The sequence below is a fragment of the Lutispora thermophila DSM 19022 genome, from assembly GCF_900142105.1.
In the GTDB taxonomy this organism is placed as follows: domain Bacteria; phylum Bacillota; class Clostridia; order Lutisporales; family Lutisporaceae; genus Lutispora; species Lutispora thermophila.
The window spans coordinates 111,259-132,152 of record NZ_FQZS01000009.1 but is presented as its reverse complement, the minus strand read 5'-3'; the positions used below and the strand labels follow the sequence as shown (position 1 = coordinate 132,152).

Genomic DNA, 20,894 nt, shown 5'->3' with positions numbered 1-20,894 from the left:
GACTACGTGGTAGATAGGTCGGAGGTGTAAGTACAGTGATGTATTTAGCTGACCGATACTAATAGGTCGAGGGCTTGATCTAAACTAAGTCTTAGTATTGTGTAGTTTTGAAGGTGCAGACCTTCGAAAAAAAAATATATATATAGCGAATAATCCGGTGACAATGACGGAGAGGCCACACCTGTTCCCATACCGAACACAGAAGTTAAGCTCTCCAGTGCCGATGGTACTTGGACCGAAGGGTCCTGGGAGAGTAGGTCGTTGCCGGGTTTTTTATTTTAGAATACGAAAAGACACCAAAGACCACTAAAATACACTAAAAGGTATTATGTTGCCTGTAGCAGGGCAGAAAGCAAATATATGGGTTAGGTAAGCAATGTTATGAAGAAAGCTACAGTAACTAAAGAAAAAGCATATGTGCAAGTGCACATATGCTTTTTCTAGTTCCATATAGTGTCTAAGTAGCTCCCTTTAGTGTATTTCAGTAAATCCTTAGTGTCTTTTAGTGTAAAATCATATTATAGGCAATACGACGGTTGATGTATATTTAGGTAATTTTGGAATATTTTAAAATTTTACAATATGGAAATAGCAACATACTTATGCTAAAATATTTAATAAACTCAAGTAATTGTTTTTTATTTTATTGTAGTGGCTCTGGGGGAATTTTGATGGATTTTTTTAATGGTCAGTATAAGACTGTTGAATTATTAAGAGAGGATAAGTATGGCTGCGAATATGTGGTGAGAGACATCTATAAGGATAATATGCTCAAAAGGCTTAGAATTATTGATTATGTTTCTGAGACTAAATATTTTATTGAGTATATGAAATCCAACTATTATGATTATCTGAACATAATTCATCCAAACATTGCCGAATTTCATTATTTTAATAGAATAAGAGTAATCAACGCCAGGCCTGTTGTGTCAAATAAATTTTATTATACCTATGAACATTATGAGGGCATAGATTTACTTAGCTATGCTAAAAATAAAAATTTTGATCAGCTTCTGGAAATAACAAGACAGCTTTGTGCTGCTTTTAAATATATTCATCTTAGAGGAATGTTATTCTGCAATATTGATATCAGTAAAATACATGTTATTGAAAATAAAGATAATATACAAGTAAAAATATCATCAATTCCTTACAAAACACCTGTGAGAGAAAATATGTTAATCGATGGCGAAAACATGTATTTTAAGGCGCCGGAAGTAATACAATACTCTGAATATACAAAACAAAGCGATATATACATGTTAGGAGTCATCATGTTTCATATTCTTACAGGTATGTCCCTTGATGGCTCTAGTTTTAAAGACCGAGTTGAGAAAGCACTATATAATCCGCAATCAAAGTTATATAGTATTCTCAATGTGGTTAAAAAATGCACATCTGCTGATGTTATGGAGCGATATAAATCTGTAGATGAAATTATAGAAGATATAAATGAAAGCCTTAATTTATCATTGAATATTACGGATAAAAAGTATATCGAAACCTTCCCTATATATCCTACAAGTCTTGTTGCAAGAGAGAACTTTATGAGATATATAGTGGAACATATACATAAGAGCTTTATAGAAGATGACGAACTAAAGATGGTAGTTATAACAGGTAGCCCAGGGACAGGCAAAGGGGCTTTTTTATATGCACTGGAAAAAAGGATATTTCAGGAAGGGGAAGATGGTGTATATATAGACCTTAAGCAAATATCCTATCAAAAGTTCTATGTTGTTACTGAGATCATAAAAAATTTAATAAAATATGTAAGTAAAGACCTCATAGATAAATATCAAGATGGATTAGGGTACATACTACCGGAGATCATAAAAAATGATGATTTTATGCCTTTTTTTTCTGATGATGAAGAAAAGGAAAAGCATAAACTTGTATATAGGTTAGGAAATTTTATATTGGAAGCTTCTATAAAGCAGCCTTTTATACTCATGATAAAGGGTTTTGAATATATGGATGAAGCTTCTAAGGATGTTTTTTATTACATTGTTAGAAATCAAGGCAGAAGCAAATTATTTTATGTAATATCCTTTGACAATGATATATTTAAAGAAGAAGCAATAAGCCATATAAAGCAACTGTCTGGAGATGATAGCGTCAATGAAATACATCTGTCTAATTTAAATATTCATGAGACTGCCGATTTAATCAGAATCCTGCTAGGTATAGAAGATGTACCTGTTGATTTCATTGCTCAAGTATATAAAGAAACTGACGGAAACCCATATTTAGTTCATGAAACCATATATTCACTTTATGTGGACAGGTATATATATGTGAATGATATGGGACATTGGGTTTTTGATAAGGCAGACTTAACAAGGATAAATCTGGACATAAGTCCTGATGAAATATTGCAAAATAAAATTAGCAAGCTGGAACCTAATAAAAGAAAGATGTTGGATGTAATATCCATATTTAACTCAGCTGTGTCTGTTGATGTGCTGGAAAACATGATAGACATGAGCTTTGAAGAAGTTTCTTTGCTTGTTGAAGGGTTAGTTTCGGCTAACATTCTTTCCAGAAAAGTGGATGACTGGGGTATTTCATTAGATTTTAATTCAATGACAATTAAGAAAAACATTTATCTTTCCTTGGATGAATTGACGAAATATAGATATCACGATAAAGCTTCCAGAATATTAGAGGATAAGTTTACCAAGGAGAAGAGAGAGAACAAAGACGAGCTCATATATCATATGACTAAAAGCGGCAGATGTGATGAAGCAATAGATTATCTTGTCATATCTGCTGAAGAAGCTTCAAAGAAAGGTTTGATTAAACAGGCTATTCAATTTTTAGAACAGGGTTATAGTTATTTTTCTGAAAATAACATTTCCTTTAAAAAGACAGCTATATGCCATAGATTAGGAGATTTATATTGCAAAATAGATGAATTGGATAAAGCTTTAGAATATTATAATGAAGCCAAATACAATTCTGAGAAGAATGAGGATACCAAATCTTTAGCCGATGCTCATATTAAGATGGTAAAGTTATTCTATAAATTAAATGACGTAAAGTCTTGCCTTCAGCATTCTGCTGCTGCAAAGAGAATTATAAGGAGTATTGGTTATAAAAAAGGGATGCTTGATCTTATTCTGGCTCTAAGCGAACTAATGATATATAGACGGAAATACAATTCCCATACAAGAATTATTGAAAAGGCTCTTAAATCAATAGATGAAGATGAAAAATATTACTGGGCTATGCTCAAAAGCGTATATGGAAGGATTCTTGCAAAAATAGGCTGTTTTGATGAAGCATTAAAGCATTTAGAAGAAAGCGTGGAAGTCCTGGAAAATTTAAAGGAATATGACGGACTAATACCTGCCTTGAATAGCTTAGGTACTATTTATTATGAGGATTATTATGATATAGAAAAAGCCACAAATTATTTTCAGAAAAGTCTGTACATATGTCAAAGAGCTAATAATTATTCATTCATGTCCTATAGTTATAATAACCTGGCAGAAATGTATAGAGAAAAGGATAAGTTCAAAGAAAGCTTGGAATATTACAATAAAGCTCTTGAAATCATAGAAAAGACTCATATCAAGTATTCTGAAATTATGACTTATATAAACCAATCTCTAGTCAATATAGAACTGGAAGATTATAAAAGATCTTTGAAATGCATGGAAAAAGCTGAAGTCATATTAAATGAGTCTAAGAATTTAGGCGAAGCAATTCAATACTATTATATTTGCAAAGCAGTATTCTATTACAATATAGGATACTTTCAAAAAGCCATGACTTATGCACAAAAATCTGTTGACATGTGCATAAGTTGGGGCGTAGAAGCAAATTTTGAAGCATTATATATAATCAAGTTGTGTAAAGCTCAGCTTTATAGAGATATGGATTTTGATAATCTAATGGATTTTACAATGGAGCTTTATGCAAACAGAAAATATAAACTCGGTAGAAGAGCTTGCCATAGCTTTGCTGAGTTGTTCATAGATCAACACAGGCTGGATGAAGCTATTAGATTTCTGAATTTATCTGAGGAATACTCATCAAAAATAAACACAAAACATTTAGAAATCCAGCTTAAATATCTCTCAGCAATTGCATCAAAAGAAAATGAAAGAAAAGATAAACTTATGATAATTGCAAGTTCTGATAAAACCATAGAGAGCAATGAGATTAAATGGAAATTATATAAAACCTTAGGCCGAGAGTTATATAATCAAGGTGAACAACACGAAGCCCTCAAGTGTTTTATTACTTCTATAAATTCATTAAAAATCCTTGTAGAGGGAGTACCTGATGAATATAAGGTTAAATTTTTGCTTTCACATAAAAGGTATACTGTTAAGGAAAACCTGCTGGATGTTGCTCAAAAAATAACCGGCAAAAGTATACTTTATGGTACTTCCCTATTAGGTGGAGAGATTAAAGATATGAAAAAAACAATGGGAGAGTATTTTGATTATGCAAAATTTAAGGATATAGTGCAGAAAGATAATATAGGATTTCTAAAAAAGAACATAGATTTGGATAAAGGTGTCATGAGCAGGTTCTTGCTTGATCTTTTTGCCACCGTTAACAGTCTGGGTCAAAATGTAGAAGATAATTTAGATGTAATGATGAAAATGCTTATGGAATTGACTCAGGCTAAAAACGGATTTTTAGCTATTCTGGATGAAGAGAATAACATAAAAATGCTGTCGACTCAAATAAAAAATGAAAACAACGCTTTTTATAAATATATTATGGATCAGGCAAGACAGAAAAATGAGAGCATAGTAATTACCGATGCTTTTGATTACAGAAACAAGACTAAAGATAGTATAATACCTAAGGATATATGCGCCGTATTTTGTATACCCGTTGCTTGGTCAGGAAATGATGATGGTTTATATAATGACAGAAGAAAATACAAAGAAACAAACAAAATTAGCGGATATATATATTTAGATACAGATACGATAATAAATAACTTTACACAAGAGACATGCAAATTGTGTGAGGTTTTATCCAAGATTTTACATGTACTTATAGAAAATTATAACTTGAAGAAGATATCCGGTATAGATAAGTTGACTAATCTTTACACTCGCAAATATTTTGAACTGGCTCTGCAAAATGAAATATATATAAGTTCTACAACGGAAGGACAATTGTCTTTAATAATGATTGATATTGACAAGTTTAAACAGGTAAACGACCGTTTTGGACATCAAAGAGGAGATGAGATACTTCAAAAAGTAGCAGCCATTGTTATGGACAGTGTCAGGAAAACCGATATTTGTGCCAGATATGGAGGGGAGGAATTCATAATACTTCTTCCCAGGACTGGTATTGAAGGTGCATATAGCCTGGCTGAAAAAATAAGAAATAAGGTGGAGAATGCTAAACTCTTAGGATACCATACTCCTGTTACCATCAGTTTAGGTATTGCCACCTATCCTGATCATAGCTCATGGATGAGGGATTTAATAGACAAAGCGGATCAAGCTCTCTATCACTCCAAAGAAAATGGAAGAAACAGGACAACAGTTTTTGATATCAACATGATAAGAACAGTAAAAAGGGTTGATAAGCTGGCTGGTATCATATCGGGAAACATGGTAGAAGACCAGAGAAATGTTGAGACCATGTTAGAGGTTTTGGAATTGCAGAGAAGCAAAGATGCATCTTTGGATGAAAAATTGAATGAATTTCTCGGAAAAGTAATAGAAATATCAGAAGCGGACATAGGGTATATATTCATATTGGATGACAATAAAAAGACTGTGAATGAGATATTGAGAAAAAATATTAATAAAAAGAATATGGATAGTATTCCATATAACGACCAAATTCTCCAAAAGGTAATTGAATCAATGAGTGGAGAATATTTAATTGATTGGACGGGAAATGCTCCTTTGGACCCATATACAGGCTTACCTAATTGGCAATCAAAAATGGTGATACCATTTGTCTATGGAGAAAAGATATATGCTGTGCTCTATCTTTCCGTAGAATTGAGATATAAGGAATTTGATGCTAACATATTTAACTTCATTACCAGACTTTGTGAAATAATTACTCCTGTATTTTGCATGGATAGAAGATAGGTGATTTTATGATAGCTGATGAAAGAAGAGAAAAAATACTTAGCATATTGAAAGATAGATCTGTTCCCCTGACAGGGACAGATCTATCAAAATTAACCGGAGTAAGCAGGCAGGTTATAGTTCAGGATATTGCTATATTGAGAGCCAGGGGTTTGAACATAATTGCAACTCCTCAGGGTTATTTGCTTATGAAGGATTTAAAAAATAGAATGAGAAAGATCATTGCCTGCTGTCATGATAAAATGGGTATGAGAAAGGAATTGGAAATAATAGTTGACAATGGCGGAAAGGTTATAGATGTCATAGTTGAACATTCTCTTTATGGAGAAATAAAAGCCATGCTCATGCTGGAATCAAGATTGGATATAGACAATTTTATGAGGCATTATGAGAATTCTGATACTAAGCCCCTTTCAATGCTTACCGGCGGAGTGCACCTGCATACCATTGAAGTGCCCGATGAAACATCCTATTATCATATTGTCAGTGATTTAGAAAAACATGGATATTTGATAAATAACAGATAAATGCTCATGGAAAACCTCCATGAGCATAATTTTTTATAATGCTAGGAAAGTATAAATTTTAGTTTATACTTTTCGTAAAAGCCTTTTTACACGAAATATATGAAGTTGGGAAAGTTTAAGCTCTTGAATATTAGGAATAATTGATTCATGAAAGGAAAAATTATATAGACAGAATATCGGAAGTTGAGCAAATTTACACGTTTAGATGATCAGAAGATAATATGTTATCACAAAAAGAAAACTTTTATTATGCAGATTATCGGAATTTGCATAAGTTTATGCACTTGCGTATTTTGAAGATAATATATTTTACAACAAGAAAACTTTAACATGAAGATTATCGAAATTTGTATGAATTTATGTACTTGTATATTGGATGATAATCTGTTATATTCTTAATTGACAGGTGACAAGACAGGTGTAAATACGTTAGGGAGGAAAAGATATGAAGAAAAAATGGTTCAAAGAATATCTCATAGACACCTTAGGTTCTATGGCATTGGGTCTTTTTTCATCTTTGATTGTTGGCCTCATACTTGACCAGATTGGAAAAATACTTGGAATAGGGCTGCTTGTTGATTTAGGAAGAGTGGCAAAGTTCCTTATGGGACCGGCTATAGGAATTGCTGTAGCTTATGGCAGAAAAGCCCCTGCTTTAGCAGTATTCTCTTCAGCAGTTACAGGTGCCATTGGAGCAGGTACGGTGTTTTTGAATTCCTCAAACCAATATGGCATCACAGTGGGAGAGCCTATGGGAGCCTTTATTGCTGCCCTTGCGGGTGTTGAGGTAGGAAGGTTGGTAGCCGGTAAGACCAAGGCGGATATAGTGGTGGTACCGTCAACTGTAATAATTGTAGGAGGAATCGTAGGAAAATATGTTTCACCTGTGGTAGCTGCAGTGATGTCAGCCCTAGGGGCTATTATAAATACTGCTACTGTTCTGAACCCCATACCGATGGGCATACTTGTTTCTGTCATAATGGGTATGGTATTGACTTTGCCCATAAGCAGTGCCGCTTTGGCTATAGCCTTGGGGTTAAACGGATTGGCTGGTGGAGCGGCAACTGTAGGATGTTGTACTCAGATGGTAGGTTTTGCGGTGGCAAGCTACAGAGAAAACAAGATAGGCGGTCTTATTGCTCAAGGCATCGGAACATCCATGCTTCAAGTGCCAAATATAATAAAAAATCCTCTCATATGGATTCCACCAACATTGGCCAGCGCCATACTGGGGCCATTATCAACTACAATATTTAAGATGGAAAACGTGCCGGAAGGAGCAGGTATGGGAACCAGCGGCCTTGTGGGACAATTTGGAACTTTTGCAGCCATGTCGGGTACAGAGAGTGCTGGGATGATATTGGTAAAAATTTTCATACTCCATATTGCTCTTCCTGCAATACTCACGCTGGTCATATCTGAGTTTATGAGAAAAAAAGGATATATTAGACCTGGAGATATGAAGCTGGACTTATAAAATGCAAAAGGATTTGAATATTTTGGTCCATGATTGTATAATTTATTTATCATGGGCCATATTCTTTTTTTGGAGGGATAGAAATGAAAGGTAAAGGAACTTGGAAAATCAAGGGCCTTACAATTTTTTTAGTCTTATTGGTTATAGTTGTTGCTGTTTTTGCGACATTTTCAGAGTATTTCATTGATTATCAATGGTTTGGAGAATTAGGATACAGAGAGGTATTTTTTAAGAAACTCTTTACTCAGATAAAATTCTTTATACCATCTTTGGTTGTGAGCTTCGTAATATTCTATGTATTTCTTAAATCAATAAATGCACATTCAATTAAGAAAACCGGAGCAATATTGTCAAGTCAGGAAGCAAGAACAAGAAACAAGATATTTGTGATTGTATCTGCCTTAATTTCTCTTATTTTGTCCATTGCCTTTGTATCAGAGGTATGGTATGACTTTTTGATATTTATGAACAGGACTCCATTTAATTTAAAGGATCCTATTTTTGGACATGATATTGGATTTTATATATTTACATTGCCCTTCTTAAATAAGCTATATGGCTTTTTGATAGGCATTGTTGTTTTGTTTGCCATTATAACTGTTGTATTCAATGCTATAATGTTAGTTACGCCTAAACAGCAGGATGCAGGAATGGAAGAAGGACATAATATTCGCAGAATTAAAGCAATGTCCTATAAGGAAGTATTGAAAGCAGCATGGAAGCAGCTATCCGTATTGGGTGGAATATTCTTTCTTCTCCTCGCTTTAGGTTTTTATCTCAGAAGCTTTGAATTATTGTATTCCACCAGGGGAGCGGCTTTTGGCGCTGGATATGCAGACATACATGTGAGCTTGCCTTTTTATTATGTTTATATAGGAATTTCCATTATAACTGCTGTTTCCTTCATGATTTCCTATAAAGGAAAGAAGCCGAAGTTGGCCATATTTGGTCCTTTGCTTCTTGTGGCGGCCATTGTTTTGTCAGGCATTGTATATACATCGGTGCAGAATCTTATTGTTACGCCTAATGAGTCTGCAAAAGAAGAAAAGTATATACAGCACAATATAGATTATACCAACTATGCCTATGGACTTGACAAGGTAGAGGTAAAAGAGTTTAGTCTGGCTCAGAACCTTACAAGGAAAGATATAGATGATAACTTTGTAACCATAGAGAATATTCCTGTAAATGATTACAAACCTGCCAAGGACATATATAATCAGATTCAAGGATTAAAAAGCTATTATCAATTTAATGATATAGATATAGACAGATATATGATAAACGGAACTTACAGGCAGGTATTCATATCTGCAAGAGAGCTCCACAGCGAAAACTTGCCTAAGCAAGAGGCAGGAAATTCTGTATCATGGATTAATAGATACCTGAACTATACTCATGGATACGGTATAGCAATGTCTCCCGTAAATGAAGTTACTTCTTCGGGACAGCCAAAGCTTTTTATCAGAGATATGCCTGTTGTTTCTGATGTAGATGTGAAGTTAGAAAGACCACAGATATATTTTGGAGAATTGACAAAGGATTATGTAATTGTAAACACCAGAGAAATGGAATTTGATTATCCTTCAAGCAGCGGAGATGTGGAGAACACTTATGAAGGTACAGGAGGTATCAGGCTTACGCTGCCTAATCGCTTGATGTTGGCCCTGGTCAAGGGTAAGATGAACTTCCTTCTTTCTCAGGATATAAGTTCTGACAGCAGAATATTGCTAAATAGAAATATACTCGAAAGAGTAAATAAGATAGCGCCTTTTTTGGCCTATGATGAAGACCCTTATATAGTGGTAAGCGAGGGCAAGCTATATTGGATAATTGACTCATATACATTAAGCAGCAAATATCCCTATTCTCAATCCATTAGCAAGAATTCAACCACCAATTATATTAGAAACTCTGTAAAGGTAGTTATAGATGCCTATAACGGAAACACTGACTTTTACATAGCTGACGAAAGCGATCCAATAATTAAAACCTATGCAAATGTGTTCAAAACATTGTTTAAGCCATTGAGCAGTATGCCGGAGGATTTGCGAGCCCATCTGAGGTATCCTCAGACTCTGTTTGATATACAGGCGGAAATTTATACCAAGTACCATATAAAAGATGCAAAGGAATTCTACAATAAGAGCGATGTATGGGATATAGCAACTCAAATTTATGGTGTCAGCGGCACTACTACAGAAACTATGGAGGTAGAGTCTTCATATCTCATAATGAAGCTGCCGGACTCTGACAAGGAAGAATTCATATTGATGGTACCCTATACACCTCAAGGGAAAAACAACATGATTGCATGGTTTGCAGTTAAAAATGACGGTGAAAACTATGGTCAGCTTAAGCTGTACACTTTCCCGCCAGGAAAGATTGTGGAAGGACCAATGCAGATTGAGGGTATAATAAGTCAGGACGTGGCTATAGGAAATGCCATCAATTTGCTCCAGTCAGGAGGCAATTCTCAGGTTATAAGAGGAAATATGCTCATAATACCTGTAGAGGATTCCATACTCTACGTGGAGCCAATATACTTGAGAGCAAGCAATGCCAGCGCTTTGCCGGAATTAAAGAAGGTAATCGTATTTTATAAGAACCAAGTGGTTATGGAAGATAGTCTGGAAAAATCTTTGGCTAGAATATTCCCGGCAGAAAAAGCAGAAGTTCCGGAAACTCCTGAAAAACCTGGAACCCAGCAGCCACCGGCAACTGGAGGAGAAGTGGCAACAGGTACCATTGCTGAACTGATAAGGAGGGCAAATGATGTATTTAATCAGGCTCAGGAGGCTCAGAGAGCAGGAAACTGGGCTTTGTATGGAGAAAAGATTAATGAACTCAAGGCGATACTTGAAAGTTTGAATAGTTCAACTCCAAATGTTCAATAGGTGAGAAACAAAAATCATAGTATTTCGTCAAAATAGAGCTGGGCAAAAGAAAGGGACCATATAAGGTCCCTTTCTTTGAAAGGAGGAATAAATTATGAAAAAAGGTATTATAGCAATTATTCTTGTTTTTTCTATGATATTCTTGGTAGGTTGCGGAAAGGAAGGAGGAACAACTTCCAGCAGCCAGACTGATAAGGCTTTAAAACCTCTGGCAATTACAATGGATGTTGACGATAGGGAAATATCCTTGATGAAAGATCGGAAAGGAACTTTTGACAAACCTTTTCAATTGAATTTCTGGTTTAATGGGAAACTGGATTTAAATGAAGATAGTGTGAAGAAGTATCTGACTATATCACCAGATATGGCTGAACCGGATATAAGCATCATATCCAATGATGAAATCCATACTACCAGAATATGTGTAGAATTTAAGGATACAAAAGGTCTTTCTGATGAAATCAATATTGTATTGAAGGCAGGCATTGTTGATGATAATGGGGCTAAGCTAAGTGAAGATATAAGCATTTTGCTAAGTAGGCAGAAGCAGGTTGAAGCATATATAAAGCTGAAAGATGATCCTACTATCAATTCGGATACTGGCTATGATTTTAATACATATATATTGGATGAAAAGGATAAATATTTTGAGGTAACCTTTAATTATCCCATGAACAGGGAAAGTGTTGAGTCAGCTTTTATAGATGGTTTTAAATATGTACCTGAAGAATATATGGCAAAATTGGAATTAGAGTGGAAGGATGATGCCAATCTGACCATAGCTTTTAAAAATCTCTATGAGGGACAGGCCTATCCTATAAGCTTCAATGGAGCTAAAACCACAACAGGGGAAGAATATAAAGAGTTTGAAATGAATAAGGTATTTGGATTTCTTGTTCAGAAAGCCAGGAAGGTTTCTAAGGTAGATGCAAATGGAAATATTGTCTCAGATATGCCTATAAAGGATGAAATACTGGAGCTGGATGATATATCACCTGATGGAAAATATGCTTTTGGTTATAGGCTTTTAGATAATGGAGGGGATTTTTACCCTGTAAAACCTATACTATTGGAGTTAGATAATGCAGGTGTTAAGAAACATTTCCTGAAAGGTATCGACTATATACAAAGCATCATATTTGGAGCAAGATGGATGCCTGATGGAAAAAGCTTTATAGTCTATACCAGCAAGAAAATACTCTATTATTCTTTGAATGAGGCATTGGAAGGTAAGCCGGGAGAGGTTATTTTTGAATATGCTCCAACTCAAATGGATTATATATTAGGCGCTGAGATATCTCCAGATGGAAGCCAGATAGCCGTGTTTAAATCTGAATATAAGGATTCTAACGAAGGCAGCGGTCTCGTGGACATTTACTGTATAGATTTTAATGGGAAAAATATACAAACCGTAGAAGATGTATTCTACCATACTAGCAGTGACGGTTTTGTCATTCCTTTAAAATACAGTTGGAAGGACAACAATACCATCATATCTGAAGGCTACAGCCAGAAAAGTGATAAAGCAAATGTATATAGCATAGATTTAAAGAATAGAAAGGCTGATATAATTATTGAGGATGCATCTAATCCAAGTATTTTAGGGAATATTATGGTAATCAGGAAGACAGAGTATGATGAAGAAAACGGCTATATGGCATATGGAGATGGACATATAATAAACATGAATAATAAAAATATAGAGAATGTCATAACTGGAAATCTTTCTTATTCTGTATATGGTTTGAAAGATAACAGCATAATAGCCTATGAGCTGTATGAAGACTACTATAATACTTTTATATATGACAGGACTAAGGACACAGTATTAAAAATCCATCAAGGCATGATTTTTGGCTCAGATAAAGAGAATTTCTATATATTGAGATAAACATAAAAAATAGCCCCGGGGGCAGGGCTATTTTTTGCTTCATCTTTTGTACATTAGGTTGGTTATCTTTTGTTCTAAATAGATTTTTTCCATAAATTAAAAGCTCTATACATTAAGTTTGTAAAAATATAAAAAAAGTATTGCGTTATTAAAAAAGCCAATGTATAATAATGCACAATAGGTAAAACTAATGACAGGGAAAATGATAAAAGACTTAGTAAAGAGAGCCGGCGGTTGGTGCGAGTCGGTCTGAGGTTTTATCCTATCCATCCTGGAGGGTTTGCGATGAGCAAAACGGTAGCAGCCGTTATACTGCATAGAGAGGATCATAAAGATCAATTTGGGTGGTAACGCGGAAGTCAGCCTTTCGTCCCTTTGGGGGATGAAAGGCTTTTTAATTATACATTATTTTTTATCCTCTGGATGTTAAGATCCAGTCTAAAGGATAGAATGGACTTCTTATAGCTGATTTAGGTTACTATCCTTCATTGGCATGTATGATTAACTTGGGTGGCAACACGGAAGCCAGACTTTCGTCCCTTGGGGGCGAAAGTCTTTTTTTTAAAAAATTTTTAAAGGAGGAATTAGAAATGCACAAAAAATTGTTCATTCCAGGACCAATTGATGTGGAATTAGATGTCTTGGAGCAAATGACAAAACCTATGATTGGACACAGGTCTAAGGATGCATCTGACCTTCAAATGAGAGTAAGTGAAAAACTTCAAAAAGTTTTCTATACAAAGGAACAAATTCTTCTTTCTACATCTTCAGGCACAGGCCTTATGGAAGGAGCCATAAGATCCTGTACAAGAAAAAGAGCAGCAGTTTTTTCTGTAGGAGCCTTTGGAGATAGATGGTATAAGATGGCGGTATCAAACAATATAGCTGCAGATAAGTTCGCAGTAGAGCCGGGAGAAGCCATAACACCGGAAATGGTGGATGAAGCTCTTGCAACGGGTAAATACGACTTGATCACATTAACTCATAATGAAACCTCAACGGGAGTTATGAATCCAATTTATGAAATATCGGAGGTTATGAAAAAATATCCGAAAGTAGTATGGTGTCTGGATACGGTAAGTTCCATGGGAGGAGTAATGGTTGAGGTAGATAAGCTGGGAGTGGACATATGCATCACATCAACTCAGAAATGCCTTGGCATGCCTCCGGGAATGGCCATAGCCTCAATGTCGCAAAAAGCGGTGGAGGCAGCAAAGCAGGTGGAACATAGAGGTGTATACTTTGATTTGTTGGAGCTGTATCAGTATATACAGAAGAAGGAATATCAATACCCGTCAACACCGGCAATATCCATAATGTATGCCATGGATTATCAGTTGGATAAGATTCTGGAGGAAGGTTTGAACAGCAGATTTGAAAGGCACTTGGAAATGGCCCAACATGTAAGAGCATGGGCAAAAGAAAAATTTGATATTTTTCCAAATGAAAAGTATATGTCAAACACTGTAACTACTATCAAGAATACAAGGGATATAAATGTATCCCAATTAAATAAGGAATTGGCCAAGAGAGGATATGCAATATCCAACGGCTATGGAGATTTGAAGGAGAAAACATTCAGAATAGCTCACATGGGAGACTATAATTTGGACGATGTTAAAGGATTGTTGGATAATATAGATGATATTCTAGGATTATAGAATGATGGTACAGGAGCAGCGATTATAAAGATTATAAAGGTTAATTGATAAAAGGAGATGAAATTATGTTAAAAATATTGGTTGCAGATGGAATGGAAAAAGCAGCAGTAGAAAAGCTTAAGGAAATGGAATTTGAAATTGTTGAAAAGCACTATGAACCTGAGGAGCTGATGAAGGAGATAAAGGAATTTGACATATTGGTAGTTCGTTCAGCTACTAAGGTGAAAAAGTCCATAATAGATGCTGCCTGTGAGACAGGCAGGCTGAAGCTTATTATACGTGGCGGTGTTGGATTGGATAATATAGATGTGGACTATGCAAGGGCAAGAGGAATAATGGTGAGAAATACTCCCAACGCCAGCAGTGCCTCTGTGGCCGAGCTGGTTATAGGACATATGATTAACTTGGCAAGATATATTCATAATTCCAACATTACCATGAGACAGGGACAATGGAATAAAAAGGCCTATGAAGGAGTCGAGATTTGTGGTAAGACCCTAGGAATCATAGGATTTGGAAGAATTGGCAGGGAAACTGCCAAAAGGGCAAAGGCATTAGGAATGAATGTCATATATACTGACATAGCAGGAGAATTGAAGGAGTATCATGGCTATAGATACATGGATATGGATGAATTGCTGGCTTGTGCTGATTTTGTTACACTTCATGTTCCTTATACTGGTGGAAAGGCTGTAATAGGAAGAGAAGAAATTGCCAAAATGAAGGACGGAGCTTATCTAATAAACTGTGCAAGGGGAGGAGTGGTGGACGAGGAAGCTTTGCTTGAAGCTCTGGATGCTGATAAGCTGGCAGGGGCTGCGCTGGATGTATATGTTAAAGAACCTGCAAAAGACTGTCCTCTCTGTAACCATGAAAAGGTATCCTGCACACCTCATATAGGAGCTTCTACAATGGAAGCCCAGGAAAGAATAGGGGAGGAAATAGTAGAAATCATCCTTGATTACTATGATGGGAGGAAGTTAAATGGCTGTATTGAAAGCTTTTAAGGCAATAAGACCTAAAGCCGGGCTTGCTTCAAAGATAGCAGCATTGCCCTATGATGTGATGAACAGCCAGGAGGCCATGATGATGGTGGAAGACAACCCCTATTCCTTCCTCCATGTAGACAAGGCCGAAATTGATCTTGATGAATCCATAGATATTTATGATAAGAGGGTATATGAAAAAGCCAAAGACAATCTTCGCATGATGGAGGAAAAAGGTTGGCTCATGAAGGATAAGCAGGATATGCTTTATATATACAAGCTGGTTATGGACGGCAATGAACAAGTGGGACTGGTTGGTTGTGTTTCTGTAGATGACTATATAAATAACAAAATTAAGAAACATGAATACACTCGAGAAGACAAGGAGAAGGACAGAATAAATCATATAAAATATTGCAATGCAAACACAGGGCCTATTTTTCTAATGTACAAGGGGGAGAAAGAGATAGATGAAATAATAGCTAATTGGATGAGGAAAAATTCACCAGTATATGATTTTACCGCAGAAGATGGCATAGAACACATGGTTTGGGCCATTGAAGACCAACAGGTCATAGATAAGCTTATATATTTGTTTTACAACATAGATGACTTATACATTGCCGATGGACATCACAGAGCTGCCTCTGCAGTAAAGGTTGCCATGATGAAGAGGGAGGAAAACCAAAGCTATACCGGCGAGGAAGAATTCAATTATTTCCTTGGAGTGTTGTTTCCTCATAATCAGCTTAAAATAATGGACTATAACAGGGTAGTTAAGGATCTAAATAACTATACTGTAGAAGAATTCCTTGAAAAAATAAAAGAAAACTTTATTGTGGAGGAACATGGAGATAAGAGACAGTACAAGCCACGAAAAAAACATGACTTCGGCATGTACCTCAACCGCAAGTGGTATAAGCTTACCGCCAAAGAAGGAACCTATGATGACGAGGATGCAGTGGGAAGCCTGGATGTATCCATATTGCAGGATAATCTATTAAATCCTGTATTAGGCATAAAAGACCCAAGGATTGATGACAGAATAGATTTTGTAGGAGGGATAAGAGGTTTAGGAGAGCTGGAGAAAAGAGTGGAAGAAAGAATGGCTGTAGCCTTTGCACTTTACCCTACAAGGGTTGAGGATTTGATGACAATAGCGGATCAGGGAAAAGTAATGCCTCCAAAATCAACCTGGTTTGAACCTAAGTTGAGAAGCGGGTTGTTTATTCATGAACTGGAATAATCTATTGTAAAAAGGTCGTTTTTTCATAAAATAGCATAGAACTGAAAAAAGCTTATCAGGAACAACAGAGACATGGCTCAATGAACTTTGCAGCAACCTGTCCATATGGGGGAGACAGATATGTTTTGAAACGATTATCAGATATGGGATTTGAGCTTGACAAGTATAGAAGCCAATGAGCGAGATACTGCTACGGACTGTTTTATGCAACTTCTGATGGAAATATGTATTGCTATATAAAAAAATAAATATTATTGACGATATTGATGCAATAATATATAATAAGCGTAAAACATATTCGGCAATGAAGAGGAAAGAGGAGCAAGCAAGCCGACAGAGAGAAAAACCCATGGGCTGAAAGGTTTTTTAGGTGAGAGCTACTCCGACCCGCCTCAGAGTCGTTGATGATGAATCAACCGGTTAGCCGTCGTTAAAGGCTTAGAGATGGCATGATCATGATTTTTCATGCTAAATTGGGTGGTACCACGAACACAACCTTCGTCCCATTATGGAGACGAAGGTTTATTTTTTTAATATAAAACATTTAATGGAGGAGTGACAGACATGGGTAATAAAAAAGAACAGGAATTTGTAAAAGAGATTACCCCAATGGAAGAAGATTTTTCCCAATGGTATACGGATGTAATACTTAAAACTGACATGGTAGACTATGCGCCTGTAAAAGGTTGCATGGTTATTAAGCCTTACGGCTATGGAGTATGGGAAGGCATTCAAAGGGTGGCTGATAAAAGATTTAAGGAAACAGGCCATAAGAACGCTTATTTTCCTCTGTTGATTCCCGAAAGCTTTTTGAAGAAGGAAGCAGATCACTTCGAAGGTTTTGCTCCTGAAGTTTTATGGGTTACTCATGGAGGCAACGAGGAGCTTGCTGAGAAGTTGTTTATCAGACCTACTTCAGAGACCATAATCTGCACCATGTATTCCAAATGGGTTCAATCCTACAGGGATTTGCCTGTATTGATAAATCAATGGGCCAATGTAGTCAGATGGGAAAAGACAATAAGACCTTTCCTAAGAACTGCTGAATTCTTATGGCAGGAAGGTCATACAGTCCATGCTACTGAGGAAGAAGCTCAGGAAGAAACCTTAAAGATGTTGGAAGTATACAGACAGGTGGCAGAAGATGAACTGGCTATGCCTGTAATCCTTGGCCAAAAGAGCGAAAAGGAAAAATTTGCAGGTGCCAATAAGACCTATACAATGGAAGCCATGATGCATGACGGTAAGGCCTTACAGGCAGGTACATCTCACAATCTAGGCCAGAATTTTGCCAAGATGTTTGATATACAATTCCTTGACAAAGACGGAGTAAGAAAGTACGCCTGGAGCACATCCTGGGGTATTTCAACAAGGCTCATAGGCGGTATAATAATGGTTCATGGAGATAACAGAGGATTGAAGATGCCGCCAAGAGTTGCGCCAATACAAGTTGTGGTTCTTCCAATAGCTTTCCATAAAGAAGGAGTATTGGATAAGGCGATGGAAATCAAGAATGAATTAGCAAAGAACTTTAGAGTGGAATTAGATGATAGGGATACCTACAGCTCCGGTTGGAAGTTCAACTATTGGGAGATGAAGGGTGTACCTCTAAGACTTGAAATAGGACCGAAGGATATTGAATTGGGTCAGGTTACAGCAGTCAGAAGAGACACATTGGAGAAATTCACATTACCTATGGAAGGCTTGACAGAAAAAGTAGGAGAGATATTGGACGACATCCATCAGACCATGTTCAATACTGCACTGAAGAATAGAGAGCAAAAGACTTACACAACCACAGATTATGAAGAAATAAAGAAGATAATGAAAGAAAACCCCGGATTTGTAAAGACCATGTGGTGTGGCAGCAGGGAATGTGAAGATAAGTTAAAGGAAGAAACAGGAGCTACCATAAGATGCATGCCTTTTGAACAGGAGCACTTGGGAGATACATGTCCATTCTGCGGCAAGAAGGCAGAGCACATGATTTATATAGCAAAGGCCTACTAGGCAAAATTTTTGAATAAACAGCTTGAAATTTTTCATAATAAGTAGTAATATATATAACAATCATATATTGGAAATGCATTGATGGGAAAAAGTAGATGCGACTGTCCTAAAGAGAGTCGGCGGCTGGTGGAAGCCGATGGGCAAGGCATTGAATTCCATCCCGGAGCAGCCTGTGATGAACAGGAACGGTAAATACCGTTAAATACTTGAGAGAGCAGTATATGCTGCTAATTAGGGTGGCAACGCGGAAAACCTTTCGTCCCTTTATGGGTGCGAAAGGTTTTATTTTTTATATTTATAAATTTATAAGGAGGAAGAGATTATGCTGGATATTAAGGAAATCAGGGCCAATCCTGAAGAAGTCATAAGAAAGCTCAAAAGAAGAGGCGGAGAATACAGGATTGCTGAAGTTTTGGAATTGGATGAGCAAAGAAGAGATATATTAGCAGCTGTTGAAGAGCTGAAGGCTAAGAGAAACAAAGTATCAGAAGAAATTGCGAAAATCAAGAAGGCAAAGGGCCATGCAGATGATTTAATTGCCGAGATGAAAGTTGTATCCGATAAAATTAAGGAAGATGATGACAAAGTAAGAGAGATAGAAGAGAAGATAACACAAGTACTAATGACCATACCAAATACACCTAATGACAGCATACCGGACGGCAAATCAGATGCAGACAACAAAGAAATGAGAAGATGGGGAGAACCTACTAAATTCCCTTATGAACCAAAAGCTCACTGGGATATTGGAGAGAATCTGGGTATATTGGATTTTGCTACAGCCGGAAAGGTTACGGGTGCAAGATTCACATTCTATAGAGGTTTAGGAGCAAGACTTGAAAGAGCCTTGATAAACTTCATGCTGGATACTCATATAGCCAATGGATACACTGAAATATTGCCACCTTATATGGCCAACACCAGAAGCATGCAGGGCACAGGGCAACTGCCTAAATTTGAAGAGGATATGTTTAAGGTAAACAACACTGATTATTACCTGATACCAACAGCAGAAGTTCCTGTTACCAACATACACAGAGAAGAAATATTGGATGGAACTAAACTTCCAATAAAATATACGGCATATAGTGCCTGCTTCAGAGCAGAAGCCGGATCTGCAGGAAGAGATACAAGAGGGCTTATCAGACAGCATCAGTTTAACAAGGTTGAATTGGTTAAATTCGCTCATCCGGATCATTCCTATGAAGAGCTTGAATCGTTAACCAATGATGCAGAGAGAATTCTCCAACTATTAGGTTTACCCTATAGAGTTGTATGCTTGTGTGCAGGAGATTTAGGATTCTCATCAGCCAAGACCTACGATTTGGAAGTTTGGATGCCCAGTTACAACAGATATGTGGAAATCTCAAGCTGCAGCAACTTTGAGGACTTCCAGGCCAGAAGAGCAGATATTAAATTTAAGGAAAATCCAAAGGATAAGGCTAGGTTTGTCCATACCCTCAATGGTTCAGGTGTGGCAGTAGGCAGAACCGTGGCAGCCATACTGGAAAATTACCAGCAGGAAGACGGAAGTGTAATTATACCGGAAGTATTGAGACCTTACATGGCCGGATTGGAAAAGATAAGCAAATAAAGACCATGTGTTGGCTGTCAAGCAAATAGAATAAAGAACTAAGAATCAAATGGCGCTAATCGTTTTATATATGATTGGCGTCATTTTTTAGTATACTACCATGAGTACAAGCTAGTGTATGAAGCAATTACATATATGCTACCGGATTGTGCCCGGCTATGTATGAAAGAAGTGGGGCTTTCATACTGTGAAAAAGCCCAGAGGGATTGACAGGAGCAATTGTGATTGAACTGAATTCAAAGGACCGTGTTTAATTATTCCATTTTCGTCAAAAAAGAGGTTAATTTCGCCATTTGAGATTTTAACAGTTTTTTTTTATATAATTATAATTAAAGGGTGTTGGTATATTTCATCGCATATGTGCAGCATAGTAAACCATAATTTTTCAACGAAATCTGCAAGCAACGGAGCTTGTTTTCATTGCTTTCTTAAACTGAGAAGACTAAGGGAGGGGGAAATACGAAAAATGTCAAAAGGCTTTTAGCAATTGCACTAATCCTGATTCTTTCATTTAATCAA

At 36.5% G+C, this 20,894-nt stretch carries 10 protein-coding genes, 2 rRNA genes and 2 other annotated features; all 12 genes read left to right on the top strand.

Annotation, left to right across the window (positions count from 1 at the left end; genetic code table 11):
* A 23S ribosomal RNA gene (locus tag BUB48_RS07980) occupies positions 1–82 on the top strand; the annotation flags it as partial.
* Positions 83–153: 71 nt separating this feature from the next.
* Positions 154–270, top strand: a 5S ribosomal RNA gene (gene rrf, locus BUB48_RS07975).
* A gap of 401 nt (positions 271–671) precedes the next feature.
* On the top strand, positions 672–6,086 hold the full coding sequence (locus BUB48_RS07970; RefSeq protein ID WP_073025714.1) for a diguanylate cyclase: 5,415 nt from the start codon (positions 672–674) through the stop codon (positions 6,084–6,086).
* A gap of 8 nt (positions 6,087–6,094) precedes the next feature.
* Positions 6,095–6,613: a transcription repressor NadR gene (locus BUB48_RS07965; protein WP_073025713.1), complete on the top strand. Its 519-nt coding sequence runs from the start codon at positions 6,095–6,097 to the stop codon at positions 6,611–6,613.
* Between the two features lie 445 nt (positions 6,614–7,058).
* A complete protein-coding gene (locus BUB48_RS07960) occupies positions 7,059–8,090 on the top strand; it encodes a PTS transporter subunit IIC (RefSeq protein WP_073025712.1) in 1,032 nt (343 codons plus the stop codon).
* An 83-nt stretch (positions 8,091–8,173) separates the two neighbouring features.
* Positions 8,174–10,987 (top strand): UPF0182 family membrane protein, encoded by a 2,814-nt coding sequence (locus tag BUB48_RS07955; RefSeq protein ID WP_073025711.1) that lies wholly within the window; start codon positions 8,174–8,176, stop codon positions 10,985–10,987.
* Positions 10,988–11,081: 94 nt separating this feature from the next.
* On the top strand, positions 11,082–12,878 hold the full coding sequence (locus BUB48_RS07950) for a TolB-like translocation protein (protein ID WP_073025710.1): 1,797 nt from the start codon (positions 11,082–11,084) through the stop codon (positions 12,876–12,878).
* Positions 12,879–13,059: 181 nt separating this feature from the next.
* Positions 13,060–13,256, top strand: a binding site (T-box leader).
* Between the two features lie 212 nt (positions 13,257–13,468).
* A complete protein-coding gene (locus BUB48_RS07945) occupies positions 13,469–14,539 on the top strand; it encodes a pyridoxal-phosphate-dependent aminotransferase family protein (protein ID WP_073025709.1) in 1,071 nt (356 codons plus the stop codon).
* 65 nt (positions 14,540–14,604) lie between these two features.
* Entirely contained in the window at positions 14,605–15,546 is a 942-nt protein-coding gene (locus tag BUB48_RS07940; protein ID WP_073025708.1) for a D-2-hydroxyacid dehydrogenase, read from the top strand.
* The gene (locus tag BUB48_RS07935; RefSeq protein WP_073025707.1) at positions 15,524–16,771 is read left to right on the top strand and encodes a DUF1015 domain-containing protein; all 1,248 of its coding nucleotides are present in this window, start codon (positions 15,524–15,526) and stop codon (positions 16,769–16,771) included. The genes BUB48_RS07940 and BUB48_RS07935 overlap by 23 nt, the downstream gene beginning before the upstream one ends.
* A gap of 564 nt (positions 16,772–17,335) precedes the next feature.
* Complete coding sequence (gene proS, locus BUB48_RS07930; RefSeq protein WP_073025706.1) at positions 17,336–18,781, top strand: proline--tRNA ligase; 1,446 nt, start codon at positions 17,336–17,338, stop codon at positions 18,779–18,781.
* Positions 18,782–18,850: 69 nt separating this feature from the next.
* Positions 18,851–19,048, top strand: a binding site (T-box leader).
* Positions 19,049–19,103: 55 nt separating this feature from the next.
* A complete protein-coding gene (serS, locus tag BUB48_RS07925; protein ID WP_073025705.1) occupies positions 19,104–20,375 on the top strand; it encodes a serine--tRNA ligase in 1,272 nt (423 codons plus the stop codon).
* Positions 20,376–20,894: the final 519 nt, after the last annotated feature.

Bases quoted from the DNA above. Each gene is read 5' to 3' on its own strand.
- BUB48_RS07970 (WP_073025714.1), top strand. From the start codon at position 672: ATGGATTTTTTTAATGGTCAGTATAAGACTGTTGAATTATTAAGAGAG.
- BUB48_RS07965 (WP_073025713.1), top strand. From the start codon at position 6,095: ATGATAGCTGATGAAAGAAGAGAAAAAATACTTAGCATATTGAAAGAT.
- BUB48_RS07960 (WP_073025712.1), top strand. From the start codon at position 7,059: ATGAAGAAAAAATGGTTCAAAGAATATCTCATAGACACCTTAGGTTCT.
- BUB48_RS07955 (WP_073025711.1), top strand. From the start codon at position 8,174: ATGAAAGGTAAAGGAACTTGGAAAATCAAGGGCCTTACAATTTTTTTA.
- BUB48_RS07950 (WP_073025710.1), top strand. From the start codon at position 11,082: ATGAAAAAAGGTATTATAGCAATTATTCTTGTTTTTTCTATGATATTC.
- BUB48_RS07945 (WP_073025709.1), top strand. From the start codon at position 13,469: ATGCACAAAAAATTGTTCATTCCAGGACCAATTGATGTGGAATTAGAT.
- BUB48_RS07940 (WP_073025708.1), top strand. From the start codon at position 14,605: ATGTTAAAAATATTGGTTGCAGATGGAATGGAAAAAGCAGCAGTAGAA.
- BUB48_RS07935 (WP_073025707.1), top strand. From the start codon at position 15,524: ATGGCTGTATTGAAAGCTTTTAAGGCAATAAGACCTAAAGCCGGGCTT.
- proS (WP_073025706.1), top strand. From the start codon at position 17,336: ATGGGTAATAAAAAAGAACAGGAATTTGTAAAAGAGATTACCCCAATG.
- serS (WP_073025705.1), top strand. From the start codon at position 19,104: ATGCTGGATATTAAGGAAATCAGGGCCAATCCTGAAGAAGTCATAAGA.